Source organism: Aeromonas sp. PrichA-15 (assembly GCF_017939245.1).
GTDB lineage: Bacteria > Pseudomonadota > Gammaproteobacteria > Enterobacterales > Aeromonadaceae > Aeromonas > Aeromonas caviae.
The window spans coordinates 25,283-51,462 of the sequence record NZ_JAGKRH010000003.1 but is presented as its reverse complement, the minus strand read 5'-3'; the positions used below and the strand labels follow the sequence as shown (position 1 = coordinate 51,462).

At 59.0% G+C, this 26,180-nt stretch carries 22 protein-coding genes, 1 tRNA gene, 3 pseudogenes and 1 riboswitch; of the genes and pseudogenes, 15 read left to right on the top strand and 11 right to left on the bottom strand.

Going from position 1 to position 26,180, the window contains the following annotated elements:
• Positions 1-623: 623 nt before the first annotated feature.
• Positions 624-1,437: pseudogene (locus tag J9889_RS00965) on the top strand (alpha-amylase family glycosyl hydrolase); the annotation flags it as partial.
• A gap of 81 nt (positions 1,438-1,518) precedes the next feature.
• Positions 1,519-2,463 (top strand): transposase, encoded by a 945-nt coding sequence (locus J9889_RS00960; RefSeq protein WP_246878007.1) that lies wholly within the window; start codon positions 1,519-1,521, stop codon positions 2,461-2,463.
• Here the strand turns inward: J9889_RS00960 and J9889_RS00955 are convergent.
• From J9889_RS00955 to J9889_RS00940, 4 genes are all read right to left on the bottom strand, one after another.
• Positions 2,436-2,759, bottom strand: a complete 324-nt coding sequence (locus tag J9889_RS00955) for a hypothetical protein (RefSeq protein ID WP_210555826.1) — start codon at positions 2,757-2,759, stop codon at positions 2,436-2,438. The genes J9889_RS00960 and J9889_RS00955 overlap by 28 nt on opposite strands.
• Before the next feature lie 801 nt (positions 2,760-3,560).
• Entirely contained in the window at positions 3,561-4,394 is an 834-nt protein-coding gene (locus J9889_RS00950) for a hypothetical protein (protein WP_210555825.1), read from the bottom strand.
• A 2-nt stretch (positions 4,395-4,396) separates the two neighbouring features.
• Positions 4,397-5,992, bottom strand: coding sequence for a hypothetical protein (locus J9889_RS00945; protein WP_161469719.1), 1,596 nt, complete (start codon positions 5,990-5,992; stop codon positions 4,397-4,399).
• A gap of 17 nt (positions 5,993-6,009) precedes the next feature.
• Complete coding sequence (locus tag J9889_RS00940; protein WP_167825447.1) at positions 6,010-7,548, bottom strand: OmpA family protein; 1,539 nt, start codon at positions 7,546-7,548, stop codon at positions 6,010-6,012.
• Between the two features lie 634 nt (positions 7,549-8,182).
• Between J9889_RS00940 and J9889_RS00935 the strand changes: the two genes are divergently transcribed.
• The 4 genes and pseudogenes from J9889_RS00935 (at position 8,183) to aqpZ (ending at position 11,330) form a co-directional block, all read left to right on the top strand.
• Positions 8,183-8,410: a hypothetical protein gene (locus J9889_RS00935; RefSeq protein WP_041214736.1), complete on the top strand. Its 228-nt coding sequence runs from the start codon at positions 8,183-8,185 to the stop codon at positions 8,408-8,410.
• Between the two features lie 277 nt (positions 8,411-8,687).
• Complete coding sequence (locus tag J9889_RS00930) at positions 8,688-9,596, top strand: Gfo/Idh/MocA family oxidoreductase (RefSeq protein ID WP_210555824.1); 909 nt, start codon at positions 8,688-8,690, stop codon at positions 9,594-9,596.
• Positions 9,597-9,829: 233 nt separating this feature from the next.
• Positions 9,830-10,351, top strand: a complete 522-nt coding sequence (gene ruvC, locus J9889_RS00925; protein WP_210555823.1) for a crossover junction endodeoxyribonuclease RuvC — start codon at positions 9,830-9,832, stop codon at positions 10,349-10,351.
• Between the two features lie 293 nt (positions 10,352-10,644).
• Positions 10,645-11,330, top strand: a pseudogene (aqpZ, locus tag J9889_RS00920) (aquaporin Z).
• 105 nt (positions 11,331-11,435) lie between these two features.
• Here aqpZ and J9889_RS00915 read toward each other — a convergent pair.
• A pseudogene (locus tag J9889_RS00915) lies at positions 11,436-12,175 on the bottom strand (lytic transglycosylase domain-containing protein).
• A gap of 324 nt (positions 12,176-12,499) precedes the next feature.
• Between J9889_RS00915 and J9889_RS00910 the strand changes: the two are divergent.
• A complete protein-coding gene (locus J9889_RS00910) occupies positions 12,500-12,958 on the top strand; it encodes a GNAT family N-acetyltransferase (RefSeq protein WP_029313989.1) in 459 nt (152 codons plus the stop codon).
• 4 nt (positions 12,959-12,962) lie between these two features.
• Here the strand turns inward: J9889_RS00910 and J9889_RS00905 are convergent, their stop codons facing one another.
• Positions 12,963-13,505 carry a DUF1439 domain-containing protein gene (locus tag J9889_RS00905; RefSeq protein WP_029313991.1) on the bottom strand — a complete coding sequence of 181 codons (543 nt, stop codon included), beginning with the start codon at positions 13,503-13,505 and terminating at the stop codon, positions 12,963-12,965.
• Between the two features lie 96 nt (positions 13,506-13,601).
• Between J9889_RS00905 and cls the strand changes: the two genes are divergently transcribed.
• A complete protein-coding gene (gene cls / locus J9889_RS00900) occupies positions 13,602-15,083 on the top strand; it encodes a cardiolipin synthase (RefSeq protein WP_010673520.1) in 1,482 nt (493 codons plus the stop codon).
• Between the two features lie 109 nt (positions 15,084-15,192).
• Complete coding sequence (locus J9889_RS00895) at positions 15,193-16,461, top strand: DUF945 family protein (protein WP_102948767.1); 1,269 nt, start codon at positions 15,193-15,195, stop codon at positions 16,459-16,461.
• Positions 16,462-16,519: 58 nt separating this feature from the next.
• Here the strand turns inward: J9889_RS00895 and purU are convergent, their stop codons facing one another.
• Positions 16,520-17,356, bottom strand: coding sequence for a formyltetrahydrofolate deformylase (gene purU / locus J9889_RS00890; RefSeq protein ID WP_029313992.1), 837 nt, complete (start codon positions 17,354-17,356; stop codon positions 16,520-16,522).
• A gap of 209 nt (positions 17,357-17,565) precedes the next feature.
• Positions 17,566-17,723, top strand: a riboswitch (FMN riboswitch).
• 104 nt (positions 17,724-17,827) lie between these two features.
• On the opposite strand from purU, the gene ribB reads away from it, so the two are divergent.
• Together ribB and J9889_RS00880 are read left to right on the top strand one after the other, a co-directional pair.
• Entirely contained in the window at positions 17,828-18,481 is a 654-nt protein-coding gene (gene ribB, locus J9889_RS00885) for a 3,4-dihydroxy-2-butanone-4-phosphate synthase (RefSeq protein WP_010673523.1), read from the top strand.
• Between the two features lie 225 nt (positions 18,482-18,706).
• Positions 18,707-18,949: an Lpp/OprI family alanine-zipper lipoprotein gene (locus tag J9889_RS00880; RefSeq protein WP_010634682.1), complete on the top strand. Its 243-nt coding sequence runs from the start codon at positions 18,707-18,709 to the stop codon at positions 18,947-18,949.
• Positions 18,950-19,088: 139 nt separating this feature from the next.
• Here the strand turns inward: J9889_RS00880 and J9889_RS00875 are convergent, their stop codons facing one another.
• Together J9889_RS00875 and J9889_RS00870 are read right to left on the bottom strand one after the other, a co-directional pair.
• Positions 19,089-19,937 (bottom strand): tetratricopeptide repeat protein, encoded by an 849-nt coding sequence (locus J9889_RS00875; protein ID WP_201890182.1) that lies wholly within the window; start codon positions 19,935-19,937, stop codon positions 19,089-19,091.
• Entirely contained in the window at positions 19,934-20,656 is a 723-nt protein-coding gene (locus tag J9889_RS00870; RefSeq protein ID WP_210555822.1) for a 4'-phosphopantetheinyl transferase superfamily protein, read from the bottom strand. Before J9889_RS00870 ends, J9889_RS00875 begins: the two co-directional genes overlap by 4 nt.
• A 276-nt stretch (positions 20,657-20,932) precedes the next feature.
• Between J9889_RS00870 and J9889_RS00865 the strand changes: the two genes are divergently transcribed.
• The 3 genes from J9889_RS00865 to J9889_RS00855 all read left to right on the top strand — a co-directional run bounded on the left by J9889_RS00865 (position 20,933) and on the right by J9889_RS00855 (position 23,482).
• Positions 20,933-21,421, top strand: a complete 489-nt coding sequence (locus J9889_RS00865) for an NlpC/P60 family protein (RefSeq protein WP_039039319.1) — start codon at positions 20,933-20,935, stop codon at positions 21,419-21,421.
• Positions 21,422-21,572: 151 nt separating this feature from the next.
• On the top strand, positions 21,573-22,520 hold the full coding sequence (rlmF, locus tag J9889_RS00860; RefSeq protein WP_104454529.1) for a 23S rRNA (adenine(1618)-N(6))-methyltransferase RlmF: 948 nt from the start codon (positions 21,573-21,575) through the stop codon (positions 22,518-22,520).
• 236 nt (positions 22,521-22,756) lie between these two features.
• Positions 22,757-23,482, top strand: a complete 726-nt coding sequence (locus tag J9889_RS00855; protein ID WP_042864216.1) for a MaoC family dehydratase — start codon at positions 22,757-22,759, stop codon at positions 23,480-23,482.
• A gap of 63 nt (positions 23,483-23,545) precedes the next feature.
• Here the strand turns inward: J9889_RS00855 and J9889_RS00850 are convergent, their stop codons facing one another.
• The gene (locus J9889_RS00850; protein ID WP_042864215.1) at positions 23,546-24,538 is read right to left on the bottom strand and encodes a DUF481 domain-containing protein; all 993 of its coding nucleotides are present in this window, start codon (positions 24,536-24,538) and stop codon (positions 23,546-23,548) included.
• A gap of 13 nt (positions 24,539-24,551) precedes the next feature.
• The gene (locus J9889_RS00845; RefSeq protein WP_104454528.1) at positions 24,552-25,469 is read right to left on the bottom strand and encodes a L,D-transpeptidase family protein; all 918 of its coding nucleotides are present in this window, start codon (positions 25,467-25,469) and stop codon (positions 24,552-24,554) included.
• A 340-nt stretch (positions 25,470-25,809) separates the two neighbouring features.
• Between J9889_RS00845 and J9889_RS00840 the strand changes: the two genes are divergently transcribed.
• Positions 25,810-25,899, top strand: a tRNA-Ser gene (locus J9889_RS00840).
• The last annotated feature ends 281 nt before the right edge of the window (positions 25,900-26,180 follow it).

Below are 26,180 nucleotides of genomic sequence, written 5' to 3'. Positions count from 1 at the left end.
GGCGATGTTATTCACGCTGGCCAACCTGTTTCGGGCGGACCAAATGATACGTCAGTGGGAGAGATCTCACTAAAAACTGGGAATAACGCCTTAAATGGCGAAGAAACGGTCTAAATAGGCTGATTCAAGGCATTTACGGGAGAAAAAATCGGCTCAAACATGAAGAAATGAAATGACTGCGTCAGCCGAGAAGAATTTCCCCGCTTATTCGCACCTTCCCTAATTAATGTCGTATCTCGTATGTTGGGCTTTGCAAGCTCAGCGCCAACCTACACGGCCAATTAGTATCGTAGGTTGTGGCTGAGCGGAGCGAAGCCCAACGTTTATCCCAAAAATTTTAAACCTTGATAAGTTGAGAAATTATTTTTCAATCAATATTAACCTCGTAATCATGATCATCACTCTACGTCCAAATCAATAGCAATGGCCCAATCGCTCTTTATCCATCCTCGCCTGATATAAAGGTGGATGGAGGAATAAGGCCAGTCGACAGGCTTGATGCAATACCCGTGTTTGACTGGGTTGAAATGGACGAAATCTGGGACACCCACCTTTTTGCCCACCTTTTTGACAGCGGCGTAGCGCTGTTCTTGACTTGAAAGGTCGCCGTCGAGGGATGTGCCATGACCATTGCCCGTTTACGTCAAATCAGTCTGCAAGATACGCCTTATTACCACGTGGTCAGTCGCTGCGTGCGGCGGGCTTTTCTGTGTGGGGAAGATGCCCATTCCGGCCAGAGCTACGAGCACAGGCGCCAGTGGGTGCTCGACAAGCTGGGGCAACTGTCGCGACTGTTTGCCATCGGTGTGTGCCTATGCGGTGATGAGCAACCACTATCACCTGGTGCTTAAGGTAGAGCCCGATACTGCTGCCAGCTGGAGCGAGCGGGAGGTGGCCGAGCGTTGGGCAGCGCTGTTCCAGTGGCCGCTGTTGGTACGGCGTTGGTATCAGGGGGAATCTCTGATTGAGCCCGAGTTGTTGGTTGTACAGCAACTGATAGGGGAGTGGCGCACGAGGCTCTATTCCATCAGTTGGTTTGTACGGCTGCTCAATGAAACCCTGGCACGGCAGGCCAATCGTGAAGATGGTTGCAAAGGCCATTTCTGGGAAGGGCGTTTCAGGAGCCAGGCACTGCTGACCGAGTCAGCCCTGCTGGCCTGCATGGCGTATGTTGACCTCAACCCGATACGAGCTGGATTGGCCGACTGGCCTGAACAGAGCGACTACACCAGTATCAAGCAGCGGCTCGATGGTGAACAACCCGCAGCACCATCATTGCCACCTTTGTTGCTGCCGTTTGCCAGCCAGCGCAAACCGGATGATCTGCCTTATGCCTTTACCGATTATCTGATGCTGGTGGACTGGACCGGCCGTGCCATCAGAACAGATAAGTGCGGCCATATTCCGGCCCACCTTGCTCCCATTTTGGCCCGGTTGGAGAAATCTGGGACACCCACCTTTTTGACAGCGGCGTAGCCCTGTACTTGGCTTGAGGTGTCACTGCCCAGGGGGTGAGCCATGACCATTGCCCGTTCACGTCAAATCAGTTTGCAGGATACGCCTTACTATCATGTGGTCAGTCGCTGTGTGCGGCGGGCGTTTCTGTGCGGGGAAGATGCCCACTCCGGCCAGAGTTACGAGCATCGGCGCCAGTGGGTAGTGGACAAGTTGGGCCAATTGTCGCGACTGTTTGCCATCGGTGTTTGTGCCTATGCGGTGATGAGCAATCACTATCACCTGGTGCTCAAGGTCGAGTCGGATACCGCTGCCAATTGGAGCGAGCGGGAGGTGGCCGAGCGTTGGGCTGCGCTGTTCCAGTGGCCGCTGCTGGTACGACGCTGGTATCAGGGGGAATCCCTGATTGAGCCCGAACTGGCCGTGGTGCAACAACTGATAGGGCAGTGGCGGGAGCGGTTACATTCCATCAGCTGGTTTGTGCGGTTGCTCAACGAAAACCTGGCTCGGCAGGCCAATCGGGAAGATGGTTGTAAGGGCCATTTCTGGGAAGGGCGCTTCAAGAGCCAGGCCTTGCTCACCGAATCAGCCCTGCTGGCCTGCATGGCCTATGTTGATCTCAATCCGATACGAGCGGGATTGTCCGACCGGCCTGAACAGAGCGATTACACCAGCCTCAAGCAGCGTCTCGATGGCGAGCAGTCCGCCGCCCCATTGCCGCCGTTGCTGTTGCCATTCGCGCACGACGCGCGACCCGATAGCCTGCCATATGCCTTTGCGGATTACCTGATGCTGGTGGACTGGACAGGTCGCGCCATCCGAGTGGACAAACGGGGTCATATCCCGGCTTCTCTTGCCCCCATCCTGGTGCGGCTGGGGTTGGACGAGGTGCGCTTGCATATTCCGGTCGAAAATGAACACCTATTCCGGTTTAAAATGAACGCTGATTCCGGCTTGCGTGTACACCGATTCCGGACACCTCAGTGCACGTACTCTGATGTCAGATGAACCGTCCTGTTCCAACGTCTTGGTTCCACAACTGCCGCGCTGCGCTTGGCTGCTGGCTTGTTCAGTGAGTCGAAAAGATGCCTCCCCTCAAAGCTCAGCTTCTGCTCGAAGAATCCCTGTCCGCATACTTTCCGGAAATGGTGTTCACAGATTCCGGAATCACTGTTCAACTTCACCGGAATACGCAGCGCTGGCTCAAGCAAGTGACGCTGTTTCGGCGCCAGGGTATCAGAGTGGTGGGTGACAAAGAGCATTGTCAGCAGTTTGCCTGGCACTGTGGCCAGCGACGATGTCATCAACCATCCCTTTGAGTGATGAATACTTGTGTCATAGCAACGTCCGGTATCGCGCCAGCACCCCGCCTGTGTGATCGCATCTGAATTGGCGTCATCGATGCCAAGACATTCTCTTTAATCCCCCGAGTTTCACAAATGCCATCGCAAATGCTGGATGACGAGTTGTGCTGGGCGCTGGATGAAGGCTTTCTCCAAAAGGTGGCTGTCCTGATAAGGCGCCATGAATTGGCGTCATCGATGCCAAGACATTCTCTTTAATCCCCCCGAGTTCCACAAATACCATCGCAAATGCTGGATGACGAGTTGTGCTGGGCGCTGGATGAGAGCTTTCTCTAAAAGATGGCTGTCTTGATAACTCTTTCTCCAAAATATGGCTGTCCTGATAAGGCGGGTTGGGGAAAAGGGGCTATCGGCCCTTTGTTATCAGGCCGTTTTTTCACAACGCTGCGACACCGTGGGTGTTGCTTGAGCAGGTGATTTTTGCATCAGTGAAACAGAGTGGGTGATATGGTTCCTCCAATGGAACAATCCGTACACAAAGATGGCTGTCCCAAATAAAAAGGGAGCTTATCTTGCTCGGTCCATGGAGAAGGGGGGAGATGACGACGTCCCTTGGGGATCTTTTACGAGAGTCGGCAAATATGGGGACCCACCTTTGGCTCACATGACCAAACCTGATGCCAAGGGGCGGGTTGGCCTATATCTCGAAGGGGGGCAGTGTTGGCAATAAATAACAAGGGCGACCAGTTGGTCGCCCTTGTGTGATGGGCAGAAGCGCGTGCTCTGCCTGTGACGTGACGGTTATTGCAAGTCCGTGCTCAGGCTGGGGGCGCCGAAGTTCACCAGGGTGGCATGGGAGTGCTCGAAGTACTGTGACCAGAAGTCACCGAGTGCATCCATGGTCTTGCCGGAACGATAGGCGTGTTTCACCGCGTCGGTCACCAGCCCGGCGCCCGTGACGTAGACGCGAGCGTCTTGCAGATCGGCAAACAGCCCCTTGCTCTTGGCCTGCTTGAGCTCGTCACCGACATTGAGCTGCTTGATCTTGTTGGTGGCATAGAAGCTGGTGTAATCGGAGTGCTCCAGCATGTCCGAAATGAGGAACACGACGCGGTCATTGACGCCTTGCTCGGCCTTCATATCTTCACCCACCTTGCGCAGCGAGTTCATGATCTCGCTCTTGGGGATGTCCTGGCGGGCATCACGCAGTGCTTTCACGAACTGTTTGCCAAAGCCGTTACGAAAGACCTTGGTCTGCGTCGTCAGGCAGGTGTCCAGGCCGCGCAATTTGCGCATGCTGACATCGTCCCGGATCTCCCCTTCCAGCGGCATATCCAGTTGCCCCGCGTAGGCCAGGCGAAGGTATTCGCCAGGCAAGAAGGCGGAGAAGGTATAGAGCTTGACGCGATCGCCAGCCTGCACGAACCGCTCTATCTGCCCCCAACTGCTGCGTTGCAGATCGTCAGGCATCGGAATGGTCTGGTCGATGATGACCACCAGTTCGCGACCGGTGCCCGCAGGCTTGATGTCGGTCAGGCCATTGCGCTCATAGCAGCTCTGTATGTCGTTACGCTCGGCCGCCAACGCTGCACAAGGCAGCGTCAACGCCAGTAGCAATACCTGGGTGATCTTCACGATTAGGCGCTCTGCTTGGTGGGAAAGAGGCCCAGGGTCTTGAGGGCCATCTGCTGTTCACGGATATCACGCAACTGCGCTTCGTCCACCCCCAGTGCGCGGCTGGCTGCTGCCAGACTCTCTTCGGGCAGGCCAGTGACATCATGGAAATCGGCGGCCTTGACGGCAGCGCCGGTCTGGCCGGGGGCGTCAGTGGTGGGCGGGAGAGCCGCCTCTGCCTGCGCAACGGCCGGTTGTACGGCGGGTGCCGGCTCGGCTTGCGCTGCCGGTGCGACCTGGGGGGCCGCCTGAGGGGCCGGCTTGGGCGGCACGGTGCCTGCCTTGTACTCGATAAAGGCCAGGAAATTGCGATGGGCGGATTTCTCCCCTTCCAGCGCCCCCAGCACACCCGAGTTGGTATGGTCACGGCTCGACAACAGGGTCTGCAAGCGGCGGAGCTTGTCATCGGCATGGCTGGCAATGGCGGTGCGTTGCTGGTCCATCGCGTCCAGCATCTCTTCGGCGGTCGCGTATTCGTGTGTCAGACGCCAGGCTGTTTTGGAATGGGTGCCCGCAAAGTGGTATTTGCTGGCAAGCCAGATGCTGATCCCCTGGATGGCGATGTAGATGAGCGACAGCATGACGTAGGTGGTCAGGCTGGCCTCACGGATGGCCTGCATCTTGTCTTCGATGGTGGCCTCTTCCGCCTCGTTGTTGATGGCTTGAGACTCTTCCGGCAGATCAAACGGCGACCCCATGCTGCTGTCACTCTGTGCCGTTGTTTCGGCGCGCATGTTGTTGACCATCTCGGTTTCGATGCTGTCGAGGGTGGCTGAACGCACCACGAAGGCGCCCACGGCCATGCAGGCAACAAACGAAGCACAGACAATCAGCCAGACAAACTTGCGGCTGACACCTGAATTCACGTCTTTCAGGCGGGCCAGCAGCTGCTCGTAGTCAGGTTTGTCAGAGTCCGAGAAGGAATCTTCCAGATTGATGGCCTTGTTTGCCTTGAGGGTACGGGAGCGTTTTGAGGGCTCTTCCCCTTGCCACCAGTGGCGCGCTCGGGCGATCAGGCTGTTGTGATGCAGGGAGTGTCCGGCCACTTCAGCCAGGAATGCGGATGCAACGGCGAGCAACAGAGCCGTCGCGGCTGCCAGCAGATGACGGTCATTGGTGGAGGCATCCATGTTCATCCAGCCTGCCAGCACGTAGGCAAAGCCCATTGCCTCGACCAGCACCAGCACCAGTACCAGAGCAAGCACCCACGCCGGGCGCGGGGAGCGGCCGGCCTCTCCTGCCTTGGCAAGGTAGTCGAGGGAGGCGTTGTAGGCATCTGTTCCCTTTAAATGCTTCTTGTATTCGCGGTAGTACACATTCGACAGGGTCACTTCATGGTTGATCCAGCCATCGCCATCGACCGAGGCCGGCTTGCGGGCGAGACGGGCCACTGTGCCGATCAGCGGCAGGCTGTGCCATACCCGGATCAGGAAGTAGGAGACATGCTCCCAATGCCGCCACACCACCACGGCGCTGACGAGGAATGAAACAATGCCAACGGTCAGCATCTGGTTGGCGAGGATCAGCGTCTTGAGCGCTGCCAAAGAAAAGTCTTCCACTAAGTTTCTCCGTTTTCTTATTTGGAATGGGTGGCGGGAATGGGCAGGTACGAAGCCACATAAGCCTCGGAACCTGCCGGGTAGAACAGGGCTCCCTGGCTGACCTTGGCGTTGCCTTTGCTGAACACGAGGTCCATGCAGGACACCGACGCCTTGGGATCGCTGGTGAAGACGCGGTATAGCACCTCACTCTCGCCCTCATAGGTGTTGGCCACCGCCTTGAGGGTCTGGGGCTTCTTCTGATTCGAGGATTTGTAACCCTGAACGACTTGCAGGATCGGTTGACGATCGACCTGGGCGTTGTCACGCAAGATGGAAACCGGAGAGACAGTCACCAGGTGGCCGTTGACGGTATTGGCCCAGACGCGATTGTTATAGCCGGGCATGTACTCCTTGGTGGCATGGCGCGGGAGAGGCTTGTCGTCTGCCATGCTCAGTACCTGGCCTGCACTGCGTGGCTTATCTGCCTCACAGCTCGACATCGGCATGTCGCTTGCGTATGCGCTGCTGATCAGTGCAAAACCACTCGCCTTGGGTTTGATGTTCTGGGCCATGTTCCACTGATAGGTGCCGGCAGGCTTGCCGCCGAAGTCCACTGCGGCCTTGGCATTGGGCAGGGCCTTGGTCGTGCTGGTGTTTGAGGCGCTCTGCTTGGCGGCGGGTTGGCGAGGGGCGGTTTGCGACGTGGCCGCCACCTTGCTTGAACCGCTTGCGGACTGAGCCGCCGGTTTGGTCGCAGCCACACGAGGCTTGGCCGTATCGGAAGCGCCATAACGCAGATAGCGGGTGTTGTTCTCTTCGGATTGGGCCCGCATGACCAGAGCCTGCTCGTTCGCCAGTTCTACAATTTCGACCCGGCGATTCTGACCGCGAAGCAAGGGGTCGCTGTTGTCTGCGATGGGACGCGACGAACCCGCGCCTTGATAGTAAATGGAAGAGGCCGGGATCCCCGATGCGACCAGGACCTTGCCGACGGCTCGCGCACGTTGCTCGGAGAGTCGCAGGTTGAGTTCTGCAGGGCCGGTGGCGTCACTGTGGCCGACGAGAAGGATACGGCGCTGATCCGAGGCGTCTGCGGCTGCGGGTTTGGCATAGAGCTGGGCCAGTTTCGTGACCACGCGCAGGCCGCTTTCTGTGAGCTGGGCAGAACCACTCGAGAACATGCCGGAATCGGGGATCTGGGCCACAAGGCCGGCGTCCTGAGGGACACCGGTCACTGCGGCTGGCTCGGCAACGGTCAGTTTCTCGGTAGCGATGTTGAGATTCTCTTCCTTTGCTATCCGGTCAAGCTCTTGTAGCCTGGACTGCCACATATAGCCTGCTGCGCAGCCCAGCGCCCCACCGAGGGCAACCCCCGCGACAGCCCCTTTTTTCCCGTTGATGGCGTAGCCCGCAGCCCCTCCTGCAATCATGCCAGCCCCACAAAGCACCGGCATGCCGTAATCCTTGCCGATATCATTGACCGTGGATTTGAAATTCTGCATCTGCTGAGAGCTGCAACCCACGGCGGCAATCAATACACAGCTGAGAGGTGCAAGACGAAACGATTTATCCATAGCGATTCCTTGCCATTTATATTTAATAGCGAGATTCAGACATGCCAGTGAGGCCAGAGAAAAGCGTCTTCGGGTGGAGTGAAATATCGACACTTGCTGATATAAGAGATATTAACGCGGGCTGATGTTTAATATCGGCGCCAGGCGTGCTCATTCTCGCAAGCGGCTGTGTCTGATATGTCCTGAGTGTCAGAAGAGGCAATTATCTATGCGGTTCAATAGGTATCGAGTGGCTATGATAAGCCAAACGAACCTGATCATGCGAGTGGAAAAGTGATGCAACCATAGGAAAAACATCGACTTTCCAATATCTTTGCCCATCTCCCCGACGCTGAACACAAAGAGCGATATGGCGACGCTCTTGTGGTTTGTGAAAGGCGCAGGCCGATTATCGCTATTGAGGATGAGGGCTGTTGGGGGAAGTATGTGGTCGCCCCCACTGACAGTGCTGGCGAAATAATGTTCATGGGCAGAATAACGTCTGGCAGCCCGTTTATATAATGGATTAATTGTCGATAAATATGTCTGATAACAGTTTATAGAGTGGGGCACAGGCAGTTCGAAGCATTGCAAGACCTCTGTTGAACGCATTGTTTGATAATATTGTCGAAAGGGTTTGGTCAGGAGCAATCAGATGGCGATAACAACGCGATCCCGAAGAGAGAAGATTGGCAGCGGGCTCGGGCTGGTGATGGGGCTCATCGCCTTTAACCTGATCGTGCCCCTGCTTCCGGTTGCAACAGAGATGTCGGATATGACCCGGATGATAGGTGCCATGGTCAGCGCCATGCTTTGCGCCGAGCTGGGCGCCAGGATTGGCAAGTGGCGGGATGCCAAAGAGCAGGCCGGATCGGCAGAGTAACTCGACGTGAGAAGAGCGCCAATCGCCCGAGTGCGGTGGTGTGTGCGGGTGTAACAGGCAGGGCGACTGTTGTCGCCCTGCCTGTTTTGCTATCGCGGTTTGCCGCTCAAGCGCCGCCGGGGTTTGCTGCGATGGAGGAAGGTGGCCAGGGTGTCGCGGGGCGATGCCGCATTGCATCAGAAGGCGCCTGGAGCGAGATGCGCCAAGGCTGGATCTGCGAGGGAAATCCTGAGATCGTGCAGGCAGTTATCTGGTTATCCCCTTGAGAGGAGTGCCCATGCGCATTGCCCTGATTGGCCTTGGCGATATCGCCCGGAAGGCCTATCTGCCGCTGCTTGCAAACGACGAGCGAGTCACCCCGCTGCTCTGTACCCGGAGTCCCTCGGTGCTCGGCAAACTGGCGCGCCAGTACCGGATTGGCGAGTGTTTTACCGAGGTCGATGCGCTGCTGGCGAGCCGACCTGATGCGGTGATGATCCACGCAGCCACCGCCGTGCACGGCAAACTGGCGGAGCTGTGCCTGCGTGCAGGCATTCCCACCTTTGTGGACAAGCCGCTGTGTGACAACGCAGGAGAGGTGGAGGCGCTCGCCAATCTCGCCATCGCTAGGGACTGCCCGCTGTTTGTGGGCTTCAACCGTCGCTATCTGCCCGCCATGGCCGCCGCACGCGGCCAGCCGCTGACCGAGCTCCATTGGCAAAAGCACAGGCACGCCCTGCCGGGGGCGCCTCGCCAGTTCTTGTTCGACGACTGTATCCATGTGCTCGACAGCCTCTGCTGTTATGGCGGCGAGCCGGACGGGGAGCTGCATGCGGTGCTGCGACGCAGCAGTGAGCAGCCCGAGCTGCTGGCCGGGGTGAGCGTTGCCTGGCAGCGCGGGCAGATGGCGGTGAGCGGCAGCATGAATCGCAGCGCCGGCATGACCGAGGAGCGCATCGATGCCTATGGCGACAACCTCTCATTGCATATCGAGAATTGCACCCGTGGCCTGCTTGCGCGAGACAACACAGTGCAGACTCTGGCTCCGGGCGACTGGCAGCCCGTGCTGGCGAGCCGAGGCTTTGTCGCCATGCTCGAGCACTGGTATGGGCAGATTGACGTCGGGCGGGCAGACGGGGCGCTGGTCGAGAGCTACCTGAAAAGCCATCGACTGGCGGAGCGCCTCGTCGCCCTGGCAAAGGGATGACCCGGAGGCAAGGGGCTGGTGACGCCGGCAGGCATCACTGGCCAGAGAAGCGGCAGAGCACTGTATGAGATGGTGGCTCCTTGCGCAGTCAGCCGGGAAAGGTGCCAGCGAGCGAGCCAAGCGAAGGCGGGTTTGTTATCTTGGCGGCCATCAAGAGCTGCAGGGCAAGAGATCGCAATGAAGAAGGTGTCGAAGATGAGATGGCTGACCGCAGTGGGCGGGGTATTCCGTTCATGAGCATCATTCTGGGGATCGATCCCGGTTCGCGCATCACCGGTTACGGGGTCATTCGCATCGTCGCGGGCAAGGCGGAATACCTGGGATCGGGCTGCATCCGCACCGATCTGGGGGAGCTGCCGTCTCGCCTGAAGCAGGTCTATGACGGGGTGAGCGAGATCATCACCCAGTTCAAGCCGGACGAGTTCGCCATCGAGCGGGTCTTCATGGCGCGCAACGCGGACTCGGCCCTGAAGCTCGGCCAGGCCAGGGGAAGTGCCATCGTCGCGGCGGTCAACGCCCTGCTGCCGGTGAGCGAGTACTCGGCCACCCAGATCAAGCAGGCGGTGGTGGGCACCGGTGGCGCAGCCAAGGAGCAGGTGCAGCACATGGTGACTCATCTGCTCAAGCTCTCTGCCACCCCCCAGGCGGATGCGGCGGATGCCCTCGGGGTGGCGCTTTGCCACTTCCACACCAGTCAGAGCCTCATTCGCATGGCTGGGCGGGCCAGCGGATCGGTGCGCGGCCGTTATCGCTGATCCCCGGGGGAGGGCTTCTGGTGTTGGCAGGGGAGCGCGGGGAGCTGCTGGCAAAATCGCTGGTCGGGTCACAATCTGTCGCATCCCTCGATGGGACTCCCATGGAGAAGCGCACCGAGCGGATGAATATCTTTCTACTTTATCAATAACTTGTGACATTCATCACATATCCGCGATGAGCCGGGTCGGTTTCGTCTTGCTCCGCCACACTCCCATAATATGGCGCCTGTTCAATAACTGTGTCCGTATGAGCCTTTCTGGCTCTCGTGTTAATCATCATGGGAGAGACAAGAGTGAAACCTTTTGCTGCTGAATTTATGGGAGCCTTCTGGCTGGTGCTGGGGGGCTGCGGGGCGCCGTGCTGGCTGCTGCCTTCCCCAATGTGGGGATTGGCCTGCTGGGCGTGGCCCTGGCGTTCGGCCTGACCGTGCTGACCATGGCCTATGCCATCGGTCATATCTCGGGTTGCCACCTGAACCCGGCCGTGACCGTCGGACTTTGGGCTGGTGGTCGCTTCCCGGCCTCCAACGTGCTGCCCTACATCGTGGCCCAGGTGCTTGGCGGGATCGTGGCAGGTGGCGTGCTCTATGTCATTGCCAGCGGACAGGCGGGTTTTGATGTGAGCGCAGGCTTTGCTTCCAACGGCTATGGCGAGCATTCCCCCGGTGGTTACAGCCTGCTGGCCGCACTGGTGTGTGAAGTGGTGATGACCGGTTTCTTCCTGTTTGTCATCATGGGGGCCACCGACAGCCGTGCGCCGGCCGGGTTTGCTCCCATCGCCATCGGTCTGTGCCTGACCCTCATCCACCTCATCAGCATTCCGGTGACCAACACCTCGGTCAACCCGGCGCGCAGCACTGGCGTGGCGCTTTTTGTCGGTGACTGGGCCGTGGGCCAGCTCTGGCTGTTCTGGGTTGCCCCCATTGTCGGTGCCATTCTGGGTGCATTGGCCTATCGTGTGATCGCCACGAAAGAGTGATGTGTTGCTAGTTAACGTGTGGTATCGACACGCCCCCGGGCGTGTTTTTTTATGCCTGAAGGAATACCGGGCAGGGCGCCATGCTGACGATAGGGTACGGCATGATCACAGTCCCTTGGCGCTCAGCATCTCTTTGTAGCGCTGATGCAGCAGCTTGACTCGTTCCACATAGGCCCGGGTTTCGGCCAATGAGGGATGCCGCCGTGTTTTTGCACCGCACCGGCGCCTGCATTGTAGGCGGCGGTGGCCAGGGCCACATTGCCGTCATACTGCTTGAGCAGACCCGCCAGGTATTTCACCCCGCCAAAGATGTTCTGCTCCGCCAGCAGGGCGTTGCCGACCCCGAGCTCGCGCGCCGTGGCGGGCATCAGCTGGGTCAGTCCCATGGCGCCCTTGCGGGAGACGGCCAGGGGATTGAAGGCGGACTCGGCATGGATCAGCGCCCGGATGAGGGCAGGCTCGACCTGATAAGTCTTGGCTGCCGCCTGTATAGTGCTGGCGTAGTCATAGAGGAAGAGGCCTGTCGTGTGCCAGTTGACCTTGGACGCCGGATCGCAGGCATAGCAGTCGTTGAACAGCAGCAGTTCGTAGTGACCCTGCTCCGGCATCATGTCGGAATAGCGTATGACCCCGTTCTTTTGTACCGACTTGTAGACCTGGATCTGACGGCTTGCAGGCTTGGCGGGTTCAGGGGAGGGGAGCGGCGCCGTGGTGAGCGCCACGGTACGCAGCGTGGGAACCGGGGAGGAGACAGCCGTCTCCGGGGTCAGGATCACCACCTCTGCCGGCGGCGGTATCTGAGCCGGGGCTGCGTGGGAAAACAGCGGCATCATGCCCAGCAACATCCATGCTTTCAACGGCTTGCTCCTTAAGCCTCGTTAGCCACGTTGAGTAAAGCATTCGGGATGGCGCAGAACAAGTGCCCGTGAACAGGGGAGGCTGGAAATGTGATGGCAGAGGGACGTCCCACCTGAGTGCTCACTCAGGACAAGGGGCGCGGCTCATGGCGTCAAGGGGCGGATGATCGCAACCTCGTCTTTTCCATCGAGTTATTGGCTTTTTTGTAAGTTAAAGGCGTGTTATCTTGCTGTTGCTCCACTCTGGTCTGATCTCTTCGTGGAGCCAGCGAGCGAGCAGGAGAGGGCCGGTATGGCCAGAGCGAAATGGGCATGACAAGCAGGCGAGCGATGGAGCTCAGATTCGAAGAGTACTGTGATGCGGATCTTTCCCTCATCAGAGACTATTACGAGACGACGTTTTCCCACTATGTGCCGGATTTGGCAGAACGGATTTTTGTGGTCCGTGACGCGCACTGGCTGGTGGGGGCGGTGCGCCTGCGCGATGAACAGGATTATTACCACTTGTGCGGCTTTCGTCTGCTCCCTCACTACCAGTCCCTGGGGCTGGGGTCCCGCTTGCTGCAACATGCCTGCCGCGATCTTTCCGACAAGCCCGTGATCTGTCATGCCCTGCCGTTCGAGAAACCCTTCTACCTCAAGGCGGGATTTGACCACCTTCCCCTGCATGAACTCGACGGGCCCCTCCACTCTCTCTATCACCAGCAGCACGAACAGGGTTACCAGATCGAGCTGCTGGTGCGCCAGGCGAAGGCGCCTGTTTTCAACTGACGTCTTATTGGGGTTTGGTCAGCAGGTGGATCTTGCCTGGTGACAGCTCCAGCCCCAGCAGATTTTCCTTGAGCCAGGCCTGATTGGGATCCTTGTCATCCAGCTTGTAGACAGGCTGGGTCTCCAGCCGTTTCTCCATGCTCTGCAGCAGCATCCTCAGCATGAAACCAAACTTCTGTTCCGCCGCGGCAGGCTCCAGCTTGTAATCGATGAGCTTCATGTTGTCGAGGAAGAGCGCACTCCTGGCCTTGTCGTAGCGAGGCCTCGCCTCATAGGTCATGTTGAGGCGCGCGTCGTACTCGGTCTGATCCGGGAGCGCGATTTTCAGCTTGCCTTTGCCAAACACCCTGGCGGTATCCGGGCTCTGGCGACCAATCTGCACATCGCTCTGCTCGAGTTGCACATGGGCCTTGATGATGCCGGGCAATTCCAGCTGTTTGTCCACTTGCACCTGGGACTGCAGGTACTGATTTATCTGCTGCTCATTGATGTCATATGAGCCTTGACCTAGCATGGCCAGACTCAGCAGCATAGATTGCAGGATCATGCTAACGACCTGATAGAATGGGTGTGCCCCATAGCATACCATCCCGACCCTGTGGGGTCTGCCCGTGCCATCTGTCCAATACACCAAGGAGTCGCCTTGCTCGACGGTCTGGAATACGACATTCAGTTGCTGTTTTCCCGCTTTCTCGGCTGGTTGTTGCTGTTGTTTCACACCGTGATCGTGGCAGGGATCTCCCTGCGGGTGGTGATGAAGCGACGTCCCATCGGGGTATCCCTCGCCTGGTTGGCCCTCATCTATGCCATCCCCTTCGCCGGGGTCGGTTTCTACGTGCTGTTTGGCGAGATTCGCCTCGGTCGCAAGCGGGCGGAGCGGGCCCAGGCCATGTACCGTCCTTACGCCATCTGGATCCGCCAGCTCGCGCGCCTCTTCCCCCAGCACTGCTGCGAGGTGGGCAGCAAGGCACGCCCGCTCCACGATCTTATCCAGGGGCGCTTGGCCATGCCCATGCTCTCGGGCAACCGGATGACCCTGCTGCACAAGCCCAAGAGCATCGTAGAGGAGATAGTGCGCGACATCCGGGGCTCCTCCCAATCCTGTTATCTGGAGTTCTACATCTGGCACCCCGGCGGGGATGTGGACGAGGTATGCGAGGCGTTGATGGAGGTGGCGGCACGCGGCGTGGATTGTCGTGTCTTGCTCGACTCCATCGGCAGCAAGACTTTCTTCCGCTCCTCCTGGCCTAAAACCCTGCGTGCCGCTGGTGTCAAAGTCGTGGAAGTGTTGCCGGTCGGCGCCTGGCGTATCCCGTTTCAGCGCCAGGACTTGCGCATGCACCGCAAGCTGGTGGTGATCGATGACAAGGTTGGTTACACCGGCTCCATGAACATGGTGGATCCCCGTTTCTTCAAGCAGGATGCCGGGGTCGGCCAGTGGGTCGACATCATGATCCGGGTGCAGGGCCCCGTGGTGCCGTTGATGTGGTCCACCTTCGTCTGGGACTGGGAGATGGAGACCGGCGAACGGCTGCTCGACAGTCTGCAACATGAGCCGGAAGCCTGGCCACAGACCAACTATCGGGCCCAGCTCATTCCCTCCGGCCCCTTCGTCGGCGGTGACTGCATCCAGCAGAGCCTGCTGCTCGCCATCTACCAGGCTCGTCATCATTTGGTGCTGACCACCCCCTATTTCGTGCCGGACGATCCGCTGGCTGCGGCCCTCTCTTCGGCGGCGGCCCGCGGCGTGCTGGTGCAGTTAGTTCTGCCTGCGCGCAACGACTCACTGATGGCCAACCACGCCAGCAACTCCTTCATGGAGGATCTGCTGGCGGCAGGAGTGGAGATATACCGCTATGATGCCGGACTGCTGCACACCAAGAGCGTGCTGGTGGACGATGATTTCGCCCTGGTGGGCACGGTCAACCTCGACCGGCGCAGTCTCTGGCTCAATTTCGAGATCACCCTGCTCATCGACAACCCGGTGTTTGTCGCCGAGATGAACCAGCTGGTGCAGGGCTACATGCTGGAGGCGACCCCCATGTCACTGACCAGGTGGCGTGCCCGCCCCTGGTACAAAAAATTGCTTGAGAACATTTTCTACCTGTTCAGCCCCCTGCTGTGACAGCCAGAGCGTTGGCCCCAAGCCGTTGTCTGGCTTGTGTTGATGCCCATCCTCCCCGTAGAGTGCGCCCATGCACCCGCCATTGAACCATTGTGGAGAAACAGAACTGATGAAGAAAAAAGTGGCCTTGGCCGTCGGAGCCGTGTTGGTGGTGGGAGGGCTTGGCGCCTGCTGGTACACGGGCAATACGTTCGACCGGATCCTGGCCGAGCAGATCGCCAGGGCGCAGCAGGAGAGCGGGATCGAGGTCACCTGGAGCCCGGAGACGGAGAATCTGTTCACCCGCGACGGCGTGCTCAAGGTGGTGGTGCCGCCCCAGACGCTGGCGAGTTTTGATCCCCAGCTGGCGGGAAGCGAACCCATCGAGATGCAGTTCGCGTTCAACAGCCGCCTGTTGCCGCTCTATATCAAGAGCCACCTCCAGCTTGATACCGCACAGGGCACGCTGGCGCCCATCCTGACCTCTCTGGGGATGCAGCAGTGGCAACTGGGGGCAGAATCGGCGAGCAGCCTCTGGACCATGAGCAACAGTTCCCGCTTCTGGGTGAGTGACTTCAAGGTCAAGGAGGGGCTCAACGAGTTCACCTTCCTGCCCTTGAACGGCGACTATCGCGGGGATCTCGACGGCAATGGCCATCTCACCGCCCACTGGTTGGGGATGACGGTCCACGATGCCCAGAGCAAGACAGATCTGGCCTTGGCGGATCTCAAGGGCAGTGCCGACATGGCCGAGATCAGCGGGCTCTGGCTCTCTCCCCGCAGCGATGCGACCCTCACGGCCTTCACCCTGACCCAGCCGGGGAACGTCAAGATCACGCTGGAGGGGCTGACCACGGCCACCGAGCTGGCGGGGGACGATCTTCAGACGCTCTCCACTCGCTATCAGATGAAGGTGGCGACCCTCAACATGGAGAGCGAGGAAGACCGGCTCGCGCTGACCCAGGGAAATCTGGATCTCTCCCTCAAGGGGCTGGATCTCGAGGGGTATCAGACGCTGCAAGAGGCCAGCAGCAAACGGGTGGACGAAGCGGCCATCCAGGAAGCGCTGGACAAGATGCTCCAGAGAGGGGCCACGCTGGAACTGGCGGATCTGAGTGCGCGATTGAACGGTGAGCCTGTCAGCCTGCAAGGGGAGGCCAAGCTGGCGCCCACCACCCTGGCACAGTTGATGGGCAGCGAGGAGGGGATGCAGGCACTCTCCGGTCTGCTTCATGCCCACCTTGGGGAGAAGCTGGGCCAGGCCGTTCCCCAGTTGGCCCCCATGCTGGAGCAATTCACTGCCATGGGATATCTGAAGGCGCAGGAGTCACAGCTTCAGGCCGAGCTCAAGCTCGACAAAGGGGCCGTGACCGTCAATGGTCTGCCGCTGCACCCGTGAGTGCCGCGCAATGAAAAAGGCTCCCTCGGGAGCCTTTTTTCTGGGGGCGCGCAGCCGCTTACTTGAACACGACGGTCTTGTTGCCGTAGACGAAGACCCGCTCGTTCAGCACCAGTTCCAGCGCCCGGCTCAGCACGGATTTCTCCACGTCGCGTCCGGCCTTGGCCATGTCATCGGCACTGAAGGTGTGATCGACGTGGATCACGTCCTGCTCGACGATGGGGCCTTCATCCAGATCGTCGGTGACGAAGTGGGCGGTGGCACCAATCAGCTTGACCCCGCGGTCGAAGGCCTGACGATAGGGGCGGGCACCGATGAAGGCAGGCAGGAAGGAGTGGTGGATATTGATGATCTTGCGCGGATAGGCTTCCACGAAGCTTGGGGTCAGCACACGCATGTATTTGGCCAGGATGACGTAATCCGGCTGGTAGCCATCAATGAGCGTGCGCACTTGCTCCTCATGCTCGGTGCGGCTGAGATCCTCGTGGCTCACGCAGTGGAAGGGGATGTCGAACTTGCCGGTCAGCTCGGCGAGGGTGTCGTAGTTGCCGATGACCGCGACGATGTCCATGTCCAGGGCGCCGGCATAGTTTTTCATCAGGATGTCGCCGAGGCAGTGAGTCTCCTTGGTCACCAGGATGACGATGCGCTTCTTGCCCGCCTTGACGAGACGACGCTGGGCGCCGGCAGGCAGGGCATCATCGAGGTCGGCCAGCAGGGTCTCGTCGTTGAAGCGCCCTTCCAGCTCGGTGCGCATGAAGAAGCGGCCGTTTTCGTGATCCACGAACTCGTCGTTCTTGTTGATGTTGAGCTGGTGCTTGTAGCAGATGTTGGTGATCTTGGCGATGAGACCCTTGGCGTCGGGGCAATCGGTCAGCAGTATTTTCTTTTCCATCTCTGTCATGATTCCGTTTGTGATGTTGGCACCCGGTCTGCGCGGGCGCGCGCGTTTTTGCTGGCACTATGCCACAAACGAAATCAGAAAGGACAGCGCGCCGTGTATCGGGTGGTGCTCGCGCGAAAATTGCCGTGCAGCCAGCACCCGGTTTGTCTTTGATGGGTTTTTGGCTGGCATCCTGCGTCTTTTTTCTTTAGGCTGTCTGCGCTTATTCTCAGGGCGGGGCGAAATTCCCCACCGGCGGTATCCCGATGTGACTCGGGGAGCCCGCGAGCGCCCGACCCGGCATTCATCCGGGACGGGGTCAGCAGATCCGGTGAGATGCCGGAGCCGACGGTCATAGTCCGGATGAAAGAGGATAAGACAGATATTGCTGGCCAGACCCTGCCGGGTTGGCCGCCGCATGGCTACTTCTGTCTGCCTTTCCATGCCCTGATTCTGGTCCTTGTCTTTTTTAGGAGTCTTACCATGAATCAGTCTCTACTCAGTGAATTCGGTGATCCCATTGCTCGCGTCGAAGCCGCGCTGGCCGCCCTGCGTGCCGGTCAGGGTGTGCTGGTGGCCGATGATGAAGATCGTGAGAACGAAGGCGATCTCATCTTTGCCGCAGAAACCATGACCAACGAGCAGATGGCCATGATGATCCGCGAGTGCTCCGGCATCGTCTGCCTCTGTCTGACCGACGAGCGGGTTCGCCAGCTCGAGCTGCCGATGATGGTGGAGGCCAACTCCAGCCACTATCAGACTGCCTTCACTGTGACCATCGAAGCGGCGCAGGGGGTGACCACCGGGGTGTCCGCCGCCGATCGCATCACCACCATCCGTGCGGCCATCGCCGACGGTGCCCGGCCCTCCGATCTGCATCGACCCGGCCATGTCTTCCCGCTGCGCGCCCGCACGGGTGGGGTGCTGACCCGCCGTGGTCACACCGAAGCGACCGTCGATCTGATGCAGCTCGCCGGGCTCAAACCTTACGGAGTATTGTGCGAGTTGACCAAGGAAGATGGCTCCATGGCCAGGTTGCCGGACCTGGTGGCCTTCGGTCGCCAGCACCGGATGCCGGTCCTGACCATCGAAGATCTGGTGCAATATCGTCAATTGCTGTCAGAACGTTCAGCCTGAGCCTCATACGAAATTGTAATAAGCCCAAATTTTGGTTACGCTTTGTGCGAACCTCATCCAGGGACACTCATTTTTGCTTAAAGTTTGTACGGAAAGTGTGCAGCTAAAAAAAAATGAGGGTTTTAACGCATTTATCTGTGATGAGGCCTATCCAAACTATGATTTTTTTGTGCCATAATCACGCCGCTTGCTAAACGTCTGGCGAGTTAAAGGGAGCTTTTAAAAATGAAAAAAATGTTGTTGGTAGGTGTTGTTGGTCTGTCCGCTCTGCTGGGCGGTTGTGCAAACACCAGCGAACTGGAAACTTCCGTTCAGAATCTGTCTAACAAAGTTGACCAACTGGCTCAAGATGTTAGCGCTGTTCGTGCTGATCAGTCCAAGATCGCTGCTGATGTTGCAGAAGCCAAGCAAGAAGCTATGCGTGCTAACCAGCGCATCGACAACATGGCTACTTCCTACAAGAAGTAATCCATGCGAAAAAATGGCGCATTTCAATGCGCCATTTTTTTTGCCTGAAATTCATCAAATTACCGCGTTTCCCCGCTGAAACCCGCCTGACAAGGCAATGCCGACGAATCGGCATCCCCTCTTCTGATTTTCCTGTCGCTCAATAGAGCAGGCTGTAGAGCTTGCGACGATAACTCTGCGCCGCCGGGTGCGCGCCCATGGTTGCCAGCACATCGAGATAGATCTTCTTGGCATCGCCAAAGGCGAGATCACGTTTGAGTATGGTGAACAACAGGGCCAATGCCTCTTCCTGTCGACCAACCTGGCTGTAGAGCACCGCCAGCTCCTGGGCGAGGGCATGGTCATCCGGCTGTTCAGCGTGGCGCAGCTCCAGGGCGCGTAGCTCAGGACTGTCGCTGGCCTGCAGCGCCAGCGAGAGGCGGGAGCTCAGGGTCTGGTAATGATCATCCTGTGCCACCATGGGGATGGTCGAAAGCAGGCTCTGCGCCTCGTCAAGGAGATTGAGATCCAGCGCGGCCTGTATCAGCCAGAGCGTGATGTCGTGACGCTCGGGGGCGAGGCGATGGGCCTGGCCAAGATGGGTGTGCGCCACATCGGCTTGCCCGTTCTCCAGCGCCTGCTTTGCCTTATCGAGCAGTAACTCCTCCTCTTTGGGGGCAAAGGCGGCGAAATATTGGCGCAATGTGGCTTCATCCTGCGGCCCTTCCAGAATGGCCTGTTCATCCGGGCGCCCCTGATGGAACAGCACCAGCGCGGGCAGTGCGCGCAAGGCAAGCTGGCTGGCCAGAGGCTGCAACTGGGGGTCGTTCATGTCGACTTTGGCAAGGGTCACCGCCGCATTGGCCGGGCCGACCAGCGCTTCCACTTGCGGGGTCATGGCCTGGCACTCCGGCATCTGGGGGGCGTGGAAATAGATGACGACCGGCTTTTTCATGGACGCATCGAGCAATTCTGCGTGGAAGTTCTGGGGAGTGATGTCGACGATCATGAGGCTGACTCTCGAAAAATGGTGTGGATCAACATGGGGTCCAGCGGGGTGGAATTCAAGCGTGCATCCAGCAGATGGGCATCGACCCGGCGGGTCGGGGCAGCCAGGCTGAGCCATCCGCTGCCCGTGGGCCAGTCACGGATTTCATAGTGGCGATTGTCGAGATGATTATTGAGCTGCCATGCCTGCTCCGGAAGGAAGCAGATCTTGTCGAGTCCGGCGGAAATACCGTCGCCATGCGCCTTGAGCACAGCTTCCTTGCGAGACCATAGCCGATAGAAGGCCGAATGTTGCTCCTCTCGAGGCTGGGTGTTCAACCATTGGTATTCGCTTGGCGCATAGAAGCGTTTGGCCAGCGGCAGTATGGGGCGGTGACGCAATCCCATCTCGATGTCCACCCCAAGGGGGCCCTCCTCACAGAGGGCGATCACCAGCCACTCTCCGCTGTGGCTGAGGTTGAACTGCCAGCGATGACTGAGCAGTGTCGGTTTGCCATGCGCACCGATGCCAAAAGTCAGGGCATCGGCCCGGCAATGGAGTCGCTCGGCCAGCAGGCGGCGCAGCAGCACCCGGCCGAGCAGGTACTCATGCTGGCGACCCGCCTGGTGGATCTCGTGCCAGTGACGGCGTTCATCCGGGGCGAGTTCGGATGCCAGCCTGATCACCAGGTCTGCATCAACGCTTGCCGTATTTAACAAATAGAGATCCGCAGATAGCATAATATTTCACTTAAAAATGGGGGTGAAATAGTGATAACAGTCCGTTTGATGCGCTTAAAACCGATGCTTTCAAGATTGTATATTGTTTGGGCATGATCACATAAATTGCGCTAAACAGAGCATTTCCTTGCAAAAATGTGAGGTCGATTGGGATTTTCGCTTGCCTCGATAGAATTCTTGGATATAGTCGGGTGCTGTTGCCTTATAAATTGCCCTTTCGGGCTGCATTTTAACAAGTTTCACTCTTTTTGCGGGGATAAAGGATTGCGCCACCTGATGCTACTGCTGGTCGCGCTCGGAATGGTGGGTTGTGCATCGGCACCCCAACCCGAGGTCGCGAGCAAGATCGAGGTTTCCATGATGGAACCCGTGATTGAACCCGAAGTTTCACCAACCCCTGACGTCAACGAAATCCTGACCGTATACAAAGAGTGGCGCGGCGTTCCTTACCGGATGGGAGGCAGCAGCCAGCGAGGCATCGATTGCTCCGCCTTCGCCCGTGAAGTGTTCCGCAATGCAGTCGGCATCGAATTACCCCGTGATACCCGCTCCCAGGTCCATGAAGGCACTCGGGTTTCCAAACAGGATCTGGTCGAAGGAGACCTGGTCTTCTTCAAGATCAACCGCCGCCTCAATCACGTAGGCATCTATGTCGGCAATGGCGAATTCATCCATGCCTCCACCCGCGCCGGGGTGACACGCTCCAAGCTCGACAGCAGTTACTGGCGCAGCAAATTCTGGCAGGCACGCCGGATAGACATCTGAGTCAGGCTGGACAAACGGCTCGCAGTACGGACTGTTTTTCCAACCTCACTTGAACCGGGCCCTCAGGGCCCGGTTTTTTTATGACCCTCGTTTAGACTTTCCCTGGTCGACTCTCTATAGTGTGGCCCCCTTGATCCTCGGCAGGTCCAGCATGACACCCCAGCAGAAAACCGGATTACACCCGCGCAATCGCCATCAGGCACCCTACGACTTCGACGCGCTCTGCCAGCGTACCCCGGCGTTGACGCCTTTCGTGTTCACCAACGAGCACGGCACCCGAACCCTGGACTTTGCCGATCCGGCCGCCGTCAAGACGCTCAACCGGGCATTGCTGGCACTGCACTATGGCATTGCGCATTGGGATCTGCCCCCCGGCTATCTCTGCCCGCCCATTCCGGGCCGGGTAGACTACCTGCATCGAGCCGCGGATCTGCTGGCCGAGAGCGCGGGATGCGTACCGACGGGCAAGCAGGTTCGAGTGCTGGATGTCGGTGTCGGGGCCAACTGCATCTATCCCTTGCTGGGCGCCCGGGAGTATGGCTGGCGCTTCGTGGGCTCAGACATCGATCCTGTGTCGGTGAAGGCGGCGACCCTGCTGGCCACCAGCAATGGATTGGGCAACCAGATCACATGCCGTCATCAGGGTAACCCCAAGCATGTCTTTCGCGGGATCCTGGGGCCGAAGGAGCACTTTGCCCTGACTCTGTGCAACCCGCCGTTTCATGCTTCTCTGGCGGAAGCGAGCAAGGGGACGGAGCGAAAGCTGCGCAACCTGGGCAAGGGCCAGGCAGTGGCCGGGGCGCCCGTGCTCAATTTCGGCGGCCAGAAGGCCGAGCTCTGGTGCGAGGGGGGCGAGGCGGCGTTTCTGGCGGCCATGATAGAGCAGAGCAAGGAGTTTGCCAGCCAATGCCTCTGGTTCAGCTCGCTGGTGTCGAAAAAGGAAAACCTGCCTGCCGCACGAAAGGCGTTGGCTCGGGTGGGGGCGCAGGATGTCAGGGTGATCGACATGGCGCAAGGCAACAAGGTGAGCCGGGTCCTCGCCTGGAGTTTCCTGGACGATGGGCAGCGCAAGTCCTGGTGGACAGCCCAGGGGAGATGATCGAGGACGGGGCTCAGTGGCGACACGGGCCCTGTCTCTTTTTCAGATCAGATGTTGATTCGTTTGCAGCCTTCCATTCAATCGTTTTCCTGCCCGTGTTTGCTCGCATGTTAGTGACCACTCTCGCGCCTGGTACAGGTGTACGCCGAGATTTTTTTGTACTTGCTGATGAAACTTTCATAAAATAGGACTGGTTAGACCTCTTTACAGGCTTTGAATCGAATAGGGATCGGTAAATGAAAGTTGTCGATTTTCTGAAGCACAAGCGCGAAATTCTGGCGCAACACCCCTTTGAGCTCAAGGATTGGCTCTCTCCGGCGATCCGCGACTACTGGCGTGAGTTTCAGCAAAAGGCACACCTTCACCCCTTGCTGGGAAGAGTGCTGGATCTGCAGGGGGAGTCCCAGGATACCCGCCAGCAAGAGGCTGCCAGAGTCACCCAGGTCGCGAATGGCCAGCCTGCCCTGGCGCAGGATCCCGTGGTGGAGCTCGAAGGCGAAGCGGCGGCACTCTATGCCGAGTTGCAGACCCGCATCGGTGAAGAGACCCATGTGGGTGAGTGGTTGCAGGTCACCCAGGCGTTGATCAACCAGTTCGCGACCGTGACCGGCGATCATCAGTGGATCCACACCGATCCCGAGCGTGCGGCAGCCGAGTCTCCCTTCAAGACCACCATTGCCCATGGCTTCCTGACTCTGGCCCTGCTGCCCCAGTTGACCGGTTCGGTGGACGAGAGCACGCCGGAGTTCCCGACCGCCCGCATGGTGGTGAATTTCGGCCTGGAACAGGTCCGCTTCCCTTATCCTATCAAGGTGGACAGCAACATCCGCGCCCGTACCAAGCTGTCGCGTGTCACGCCCATCAAGGGAGGCATCGAGCTCCTCAAGGAGATCAAGATAGAGATCGAGGGGATCCGTCGCCCTGGCTGCGTCATCGAGTCGGTCACCCGGATCTATTTCTGACGCGCTCGTCTTGCACCCATGAACACAGGCCCACTTCGGTGGGCCTGTGTCGTTTCTGGCGGGTTAAAAACTCGCCCCCAGGGTGATGAGGTGACGCCACTCCTTCTCGCTCACATCCATGTTCAGGCCATGGTAGTCGAGCCAGGCATCGTCCCAATCCAGTTCGCTTGACCAGGAGAGGCGCAGGTGATCGTTGAAATAGTACCTGAGGCCCAGGCTGCCGCTGACGGACTGTTTTCTGGTCAGGTAGGGGGAGGGTTGATCGACGAATTTTTCATAACTGCCCTTGCCAAACAGCTCGAACTTCTCTTCCCAGAGTGCCAAGGGCTGCCGGTAGTCCCAACCCAGGCTGACGAAGGGGTAATTGATGATCCTGTCGTCAAACAGGTCTGAGTTGCTCCACACCTCCGGCCTGAAATAGGCCCGCTCCAGGCCGAGCTGGCTGATGATCTCCAGCCGGCGTTGCCTGTCATTCCAGAAGCGGTAGCCGGGGCCGGAAGCATAGTCAATCTCCAGATAGCCGGCATCGATCATGTTGTAATCGATGTCGACGGAAGAGCGCAGGAACCAGTGATCGTCGAAGAAAAAGTCGAGCTTGGGTTTGAGCTTGTATTCGTGGCTGTCGGTGATGTTGTTCGCCGTTTCGTAGATGTACTCGCCATCCAGGCTGTAACGCCAGTCCAGATTGGCAAACTCGGTGGAGACCTTGAGATTGACGTTGTTGGTCTTCTTGGTGTTCTCCTTGAGCTTGATGTTGAGATCCCCGTTCCCTGTCAGCAGCCAGGCATTGGCCTCGTCAGGAGAGTCCAGCAGGGGGATCCCCGTCTTGGTGAGCGGCTTGGGTTTCTCCTGCTTGTCCAGACGCCAGCGTTTGATGGCGTGGCGCGGGACCGTCATGGCCTGGCTGTAGGCGGGCTTGATACGGATCTGCTCGTCCGTGATCTCCTCTATGGTCCCGCTCAGACGATCGCCGTTGCGCATCCAGAGGATGTCCGCCATCGCCGCGGAGCCAGGCAGCAGAAGCAACAGGCAAACCACATGACCCGTTCTGTTCATGGTGGTCAGGCCTTCAGCCGCTCACGGGCTTGGGCAGCCCGCTCTTGTGCTCGAGCAGGGCGGTCACCCGGGCACTGTCGATGTCGGGGGCAGCGATGAACTGCTCGGCTTCGGGGGAGAGTACCAGCGGCGCCCCCTGTGCCATCTCCGCTTCGGTGCGGGAGAGGGGGGAGTGTACCTCCAGCCAGCGACGACCGTCGGGTTCCACCGCCATCTTGACCGGCTGGTTGATGACCCGGACCGGGGTGCCGACGGGAACAAGACCAAACAGGGTTTCGATGTCATCCGGGCGCAGCCGGATACAACCCGCGCTGACTCGCAGACCGACCCCGAAATCCTTGTTGGTGCCGTGGATGAGGTAGTCCTTGTTGCCATAGCCAAGACGCATGGCGAACTTGCCGAGGGGATTGTCGGGGCCGGGGGGGACCACGGCGGGCAGATCGATCCCCTTCTGCTCCAGCCAGGACTTGCGGACCATGGGGCCGGGCACCCAGGTCGGGTTGGGATTTTTCGCAATGACGGTGGTGGTCATCTCCGGCGTCTCGCGGCCGATGTCACCGATCCCGATGGGCAGCACCATCACCTCCTGCTTGCCCTTGGGGAAGTAGTAGAGGCGAAGTTCAGGCAGGTTGATGACGATGCCTTCTCGCGGCACGTCGGGCAGCAGCATCTGGGTCGGCAGAGTGAGCCGGGTGCCCGGGGGGGGCAGATAGGGGTCTACGCCGGGATTGGCTTCGAGCAGTGCCAGAAAGCCTGTCCGGGTATGCTTGCCGACCAGTTCCAGATGATCGCCAGGCTGTACGATGTAATCTTCCAGGGCGCCGATGAGACGGCTGTCCGCTGGCGGCAGGGGATAGGTGTTGGACCAGACAGGTGCGGCCCAGAGGCTGGCGGCGGCCAGCAGCAGTGAGACGATACGAGTGTTGAGCATGGTTGTTCCTATCGGCTGGGGCGAGGGACGGGTTCCCTTCCAAAAAATGAGCAGAGATTGTCAACGAATCCCGCGGGGATTACCAGTCCGGCACCATGACTGCCGGGAGGGCGGAGGCGAGCGCGTCACAGGGTGTCACTGGCCCATCAGGCTCGCCGTATTCACCCGCCCGGAACCGGGTACAGGGTGGAGGCAGTGAGCGAGGAGGCGCAGCCGGGTGAAAGTCACTGGCGTTGGGAGGGGCGGGATCGCCGGATGGCGGTTTTATCGCCAGTCGTCTGATCTGCAACGAGATTTACATTGATTTCCCGGCTAGGGTTGGGTCAATATGAGTGCCCGTGGAGAGATGCCGGAGTGGCCGAACGGGATTGACTCGAAATCAATTGTGGCAGCAATGCCACCCAGGGTTCGAATCCCTGTCTCTCCGCCATTTATTCCCCTCAAGCCCGCGTCCGTCGCGGGTTTGTCATTTCTATCTCATCTCTGTCCATCCCCCGGCTCAGCCATCTCCCAATGTCTTTTCCGATTTGGGGCCTGTGGTCACGGGGTCGCGAAGTCTCACCCCATTCTCTCGAATGTCTATTCACCTGATTAGCCACTTGCCGGCCCAGACAGGTCTCCCGGGGTCATCACCAACATGGTGATGGGGCATGGGCCCGCACCTGCAGGGTCATCTGGCCGACCCCGCGAGCTCAGCCATCGCGATCCCCC

Bases quoted from the DNA above. Each gene is read 5' to 3' on its own strand.
- J9889_RS00960 (WP_246878007.1), top strand. From the start codon at position 1,519: ATGACCATTGCCCGTTCACGTCAAATCAGTTTGCAGGATACGCCTTAC.
- J9889_RS00955 (WP_210555826.1), bottom strand. From the start codon at position 2,759: ATGACATCGTCGCTGGCCACAGTGCCAGGCAAACTGCTGACAATGCTC.
- J9889_RS00940 (WP_167825447.1), bottom strand. From the start codon at position 7,548: ATGGATAAATCGTTTCGTCTTGCACCTCTCAGCTGTGTATTGATTGCC.
- J9889_RS00935 (WP_041214736.1), top strand. From the start codon at position 8,183: ATGGCGATAACAACGCGATCCCGAAGAGAGAAGATTGGCAGCGGGCTC.
- J9889_RS00930 (WP_210555824.1), top strand. From the start codon at position 8,688: ATGCGCATTGCCCTGATTGGCCTTGGCGATATCGCCCGGAAGGCCTAT.
- ruvC (WP_210555823.1), top strand. From the start codon at position 9,830: ATGAGCATCATTCTGGGGATCGATCCCGGTTCGCGCATCACCGGTTAC.
- J9889_RS00910 (WP_029313989.1), top strand. From the start codon at position 12,500: ATGACAAGCAGGCGAGCGATGGAGCTCAGATTCGAAGAGTACTGTGAT.
- J9889_RS00905 (WP_029313991.1), bottom strand. From the start codon at position 13,505: ATGATCCTGCAATCTATGCTGCTGAGTCTGGCCATGCTAGGTCAAGGC.
- J9889_RS00895 (WP_102948767.1), top strand. From the start codon at position 15,193: ATGAAGAAAAAAGTGGCCTTGGCCGTCGGAGCCGTGTTGGTGGTGGGA.
- purU (WP_029313992.1), bottom strand. From the start codon at position 17,356: ATGGAAAAGAAAATACTGCTGACCGATTGCCCCGACGCCAAGGGTCTC.
- ribB (WP_010673523.1), top strand. From the start codon at position 17,828: ATGAATCAGTCTCTACTCAGTGAATTCGGTGATCCCATTGCTCGCGTC.
- J9889_RS00880 (WP_010634682.1), top strand. From the start codon at position 18,707: ATGAAAAAAATGTTGTTGGTAGGTGTTGTTGGTCTGTCCGCTCTGCTG.
- J9889_RS00875 (WP_201890182.1), bottom strand. From the start codon at position 19,937: ATGATCGTCGACATCACTCCCCAGAACTTCCACGCAGAATTGCTCGAT.
- J9889_RS00870 (WP_210555822.1), bottom strand. From the start codon at position 20,656: ATGCTATCTGCGGATCTCTATTTGTTAAATACGGCAAGCGTTGATGCA.
- J9889_RS00865 (WP_039039319.1), top strand. From the start codon at position 20,933: ATGCTACTGCTGGTCGCGCTCGGAATGGTGGGTTGTGCATCGGCACCC.
- rlmF (WP_104454529.1), top strand. From the start codon at position 21,573: ATGACACCCCAGCAGAAAACCGGATTACACCCGCGCAATCGCCATCAG.
- J9889_RS00855 (WP_042864216.1), top strand. From the start codon at position 22,757: ATGAAAGTTGTCGATTTTCTGAAGCACAAGCGCGAAATTCTGGCGCAA.
- J9889_RS00850 (WP_042864215.1), bottom strand. From the start codon at position 24,538: ATGAACAGAACGGGTCATGTGGTTTGCCTGTTGCTTCTGCTGCCTGGC.
- J9889_RS00845 (WP_104454528.1), bottom strand. From the start codon at position 25,469: ATGCTCAACACTCGTATCGTCTCACTGCTGCTGGCCGCCGCCAGCCTC.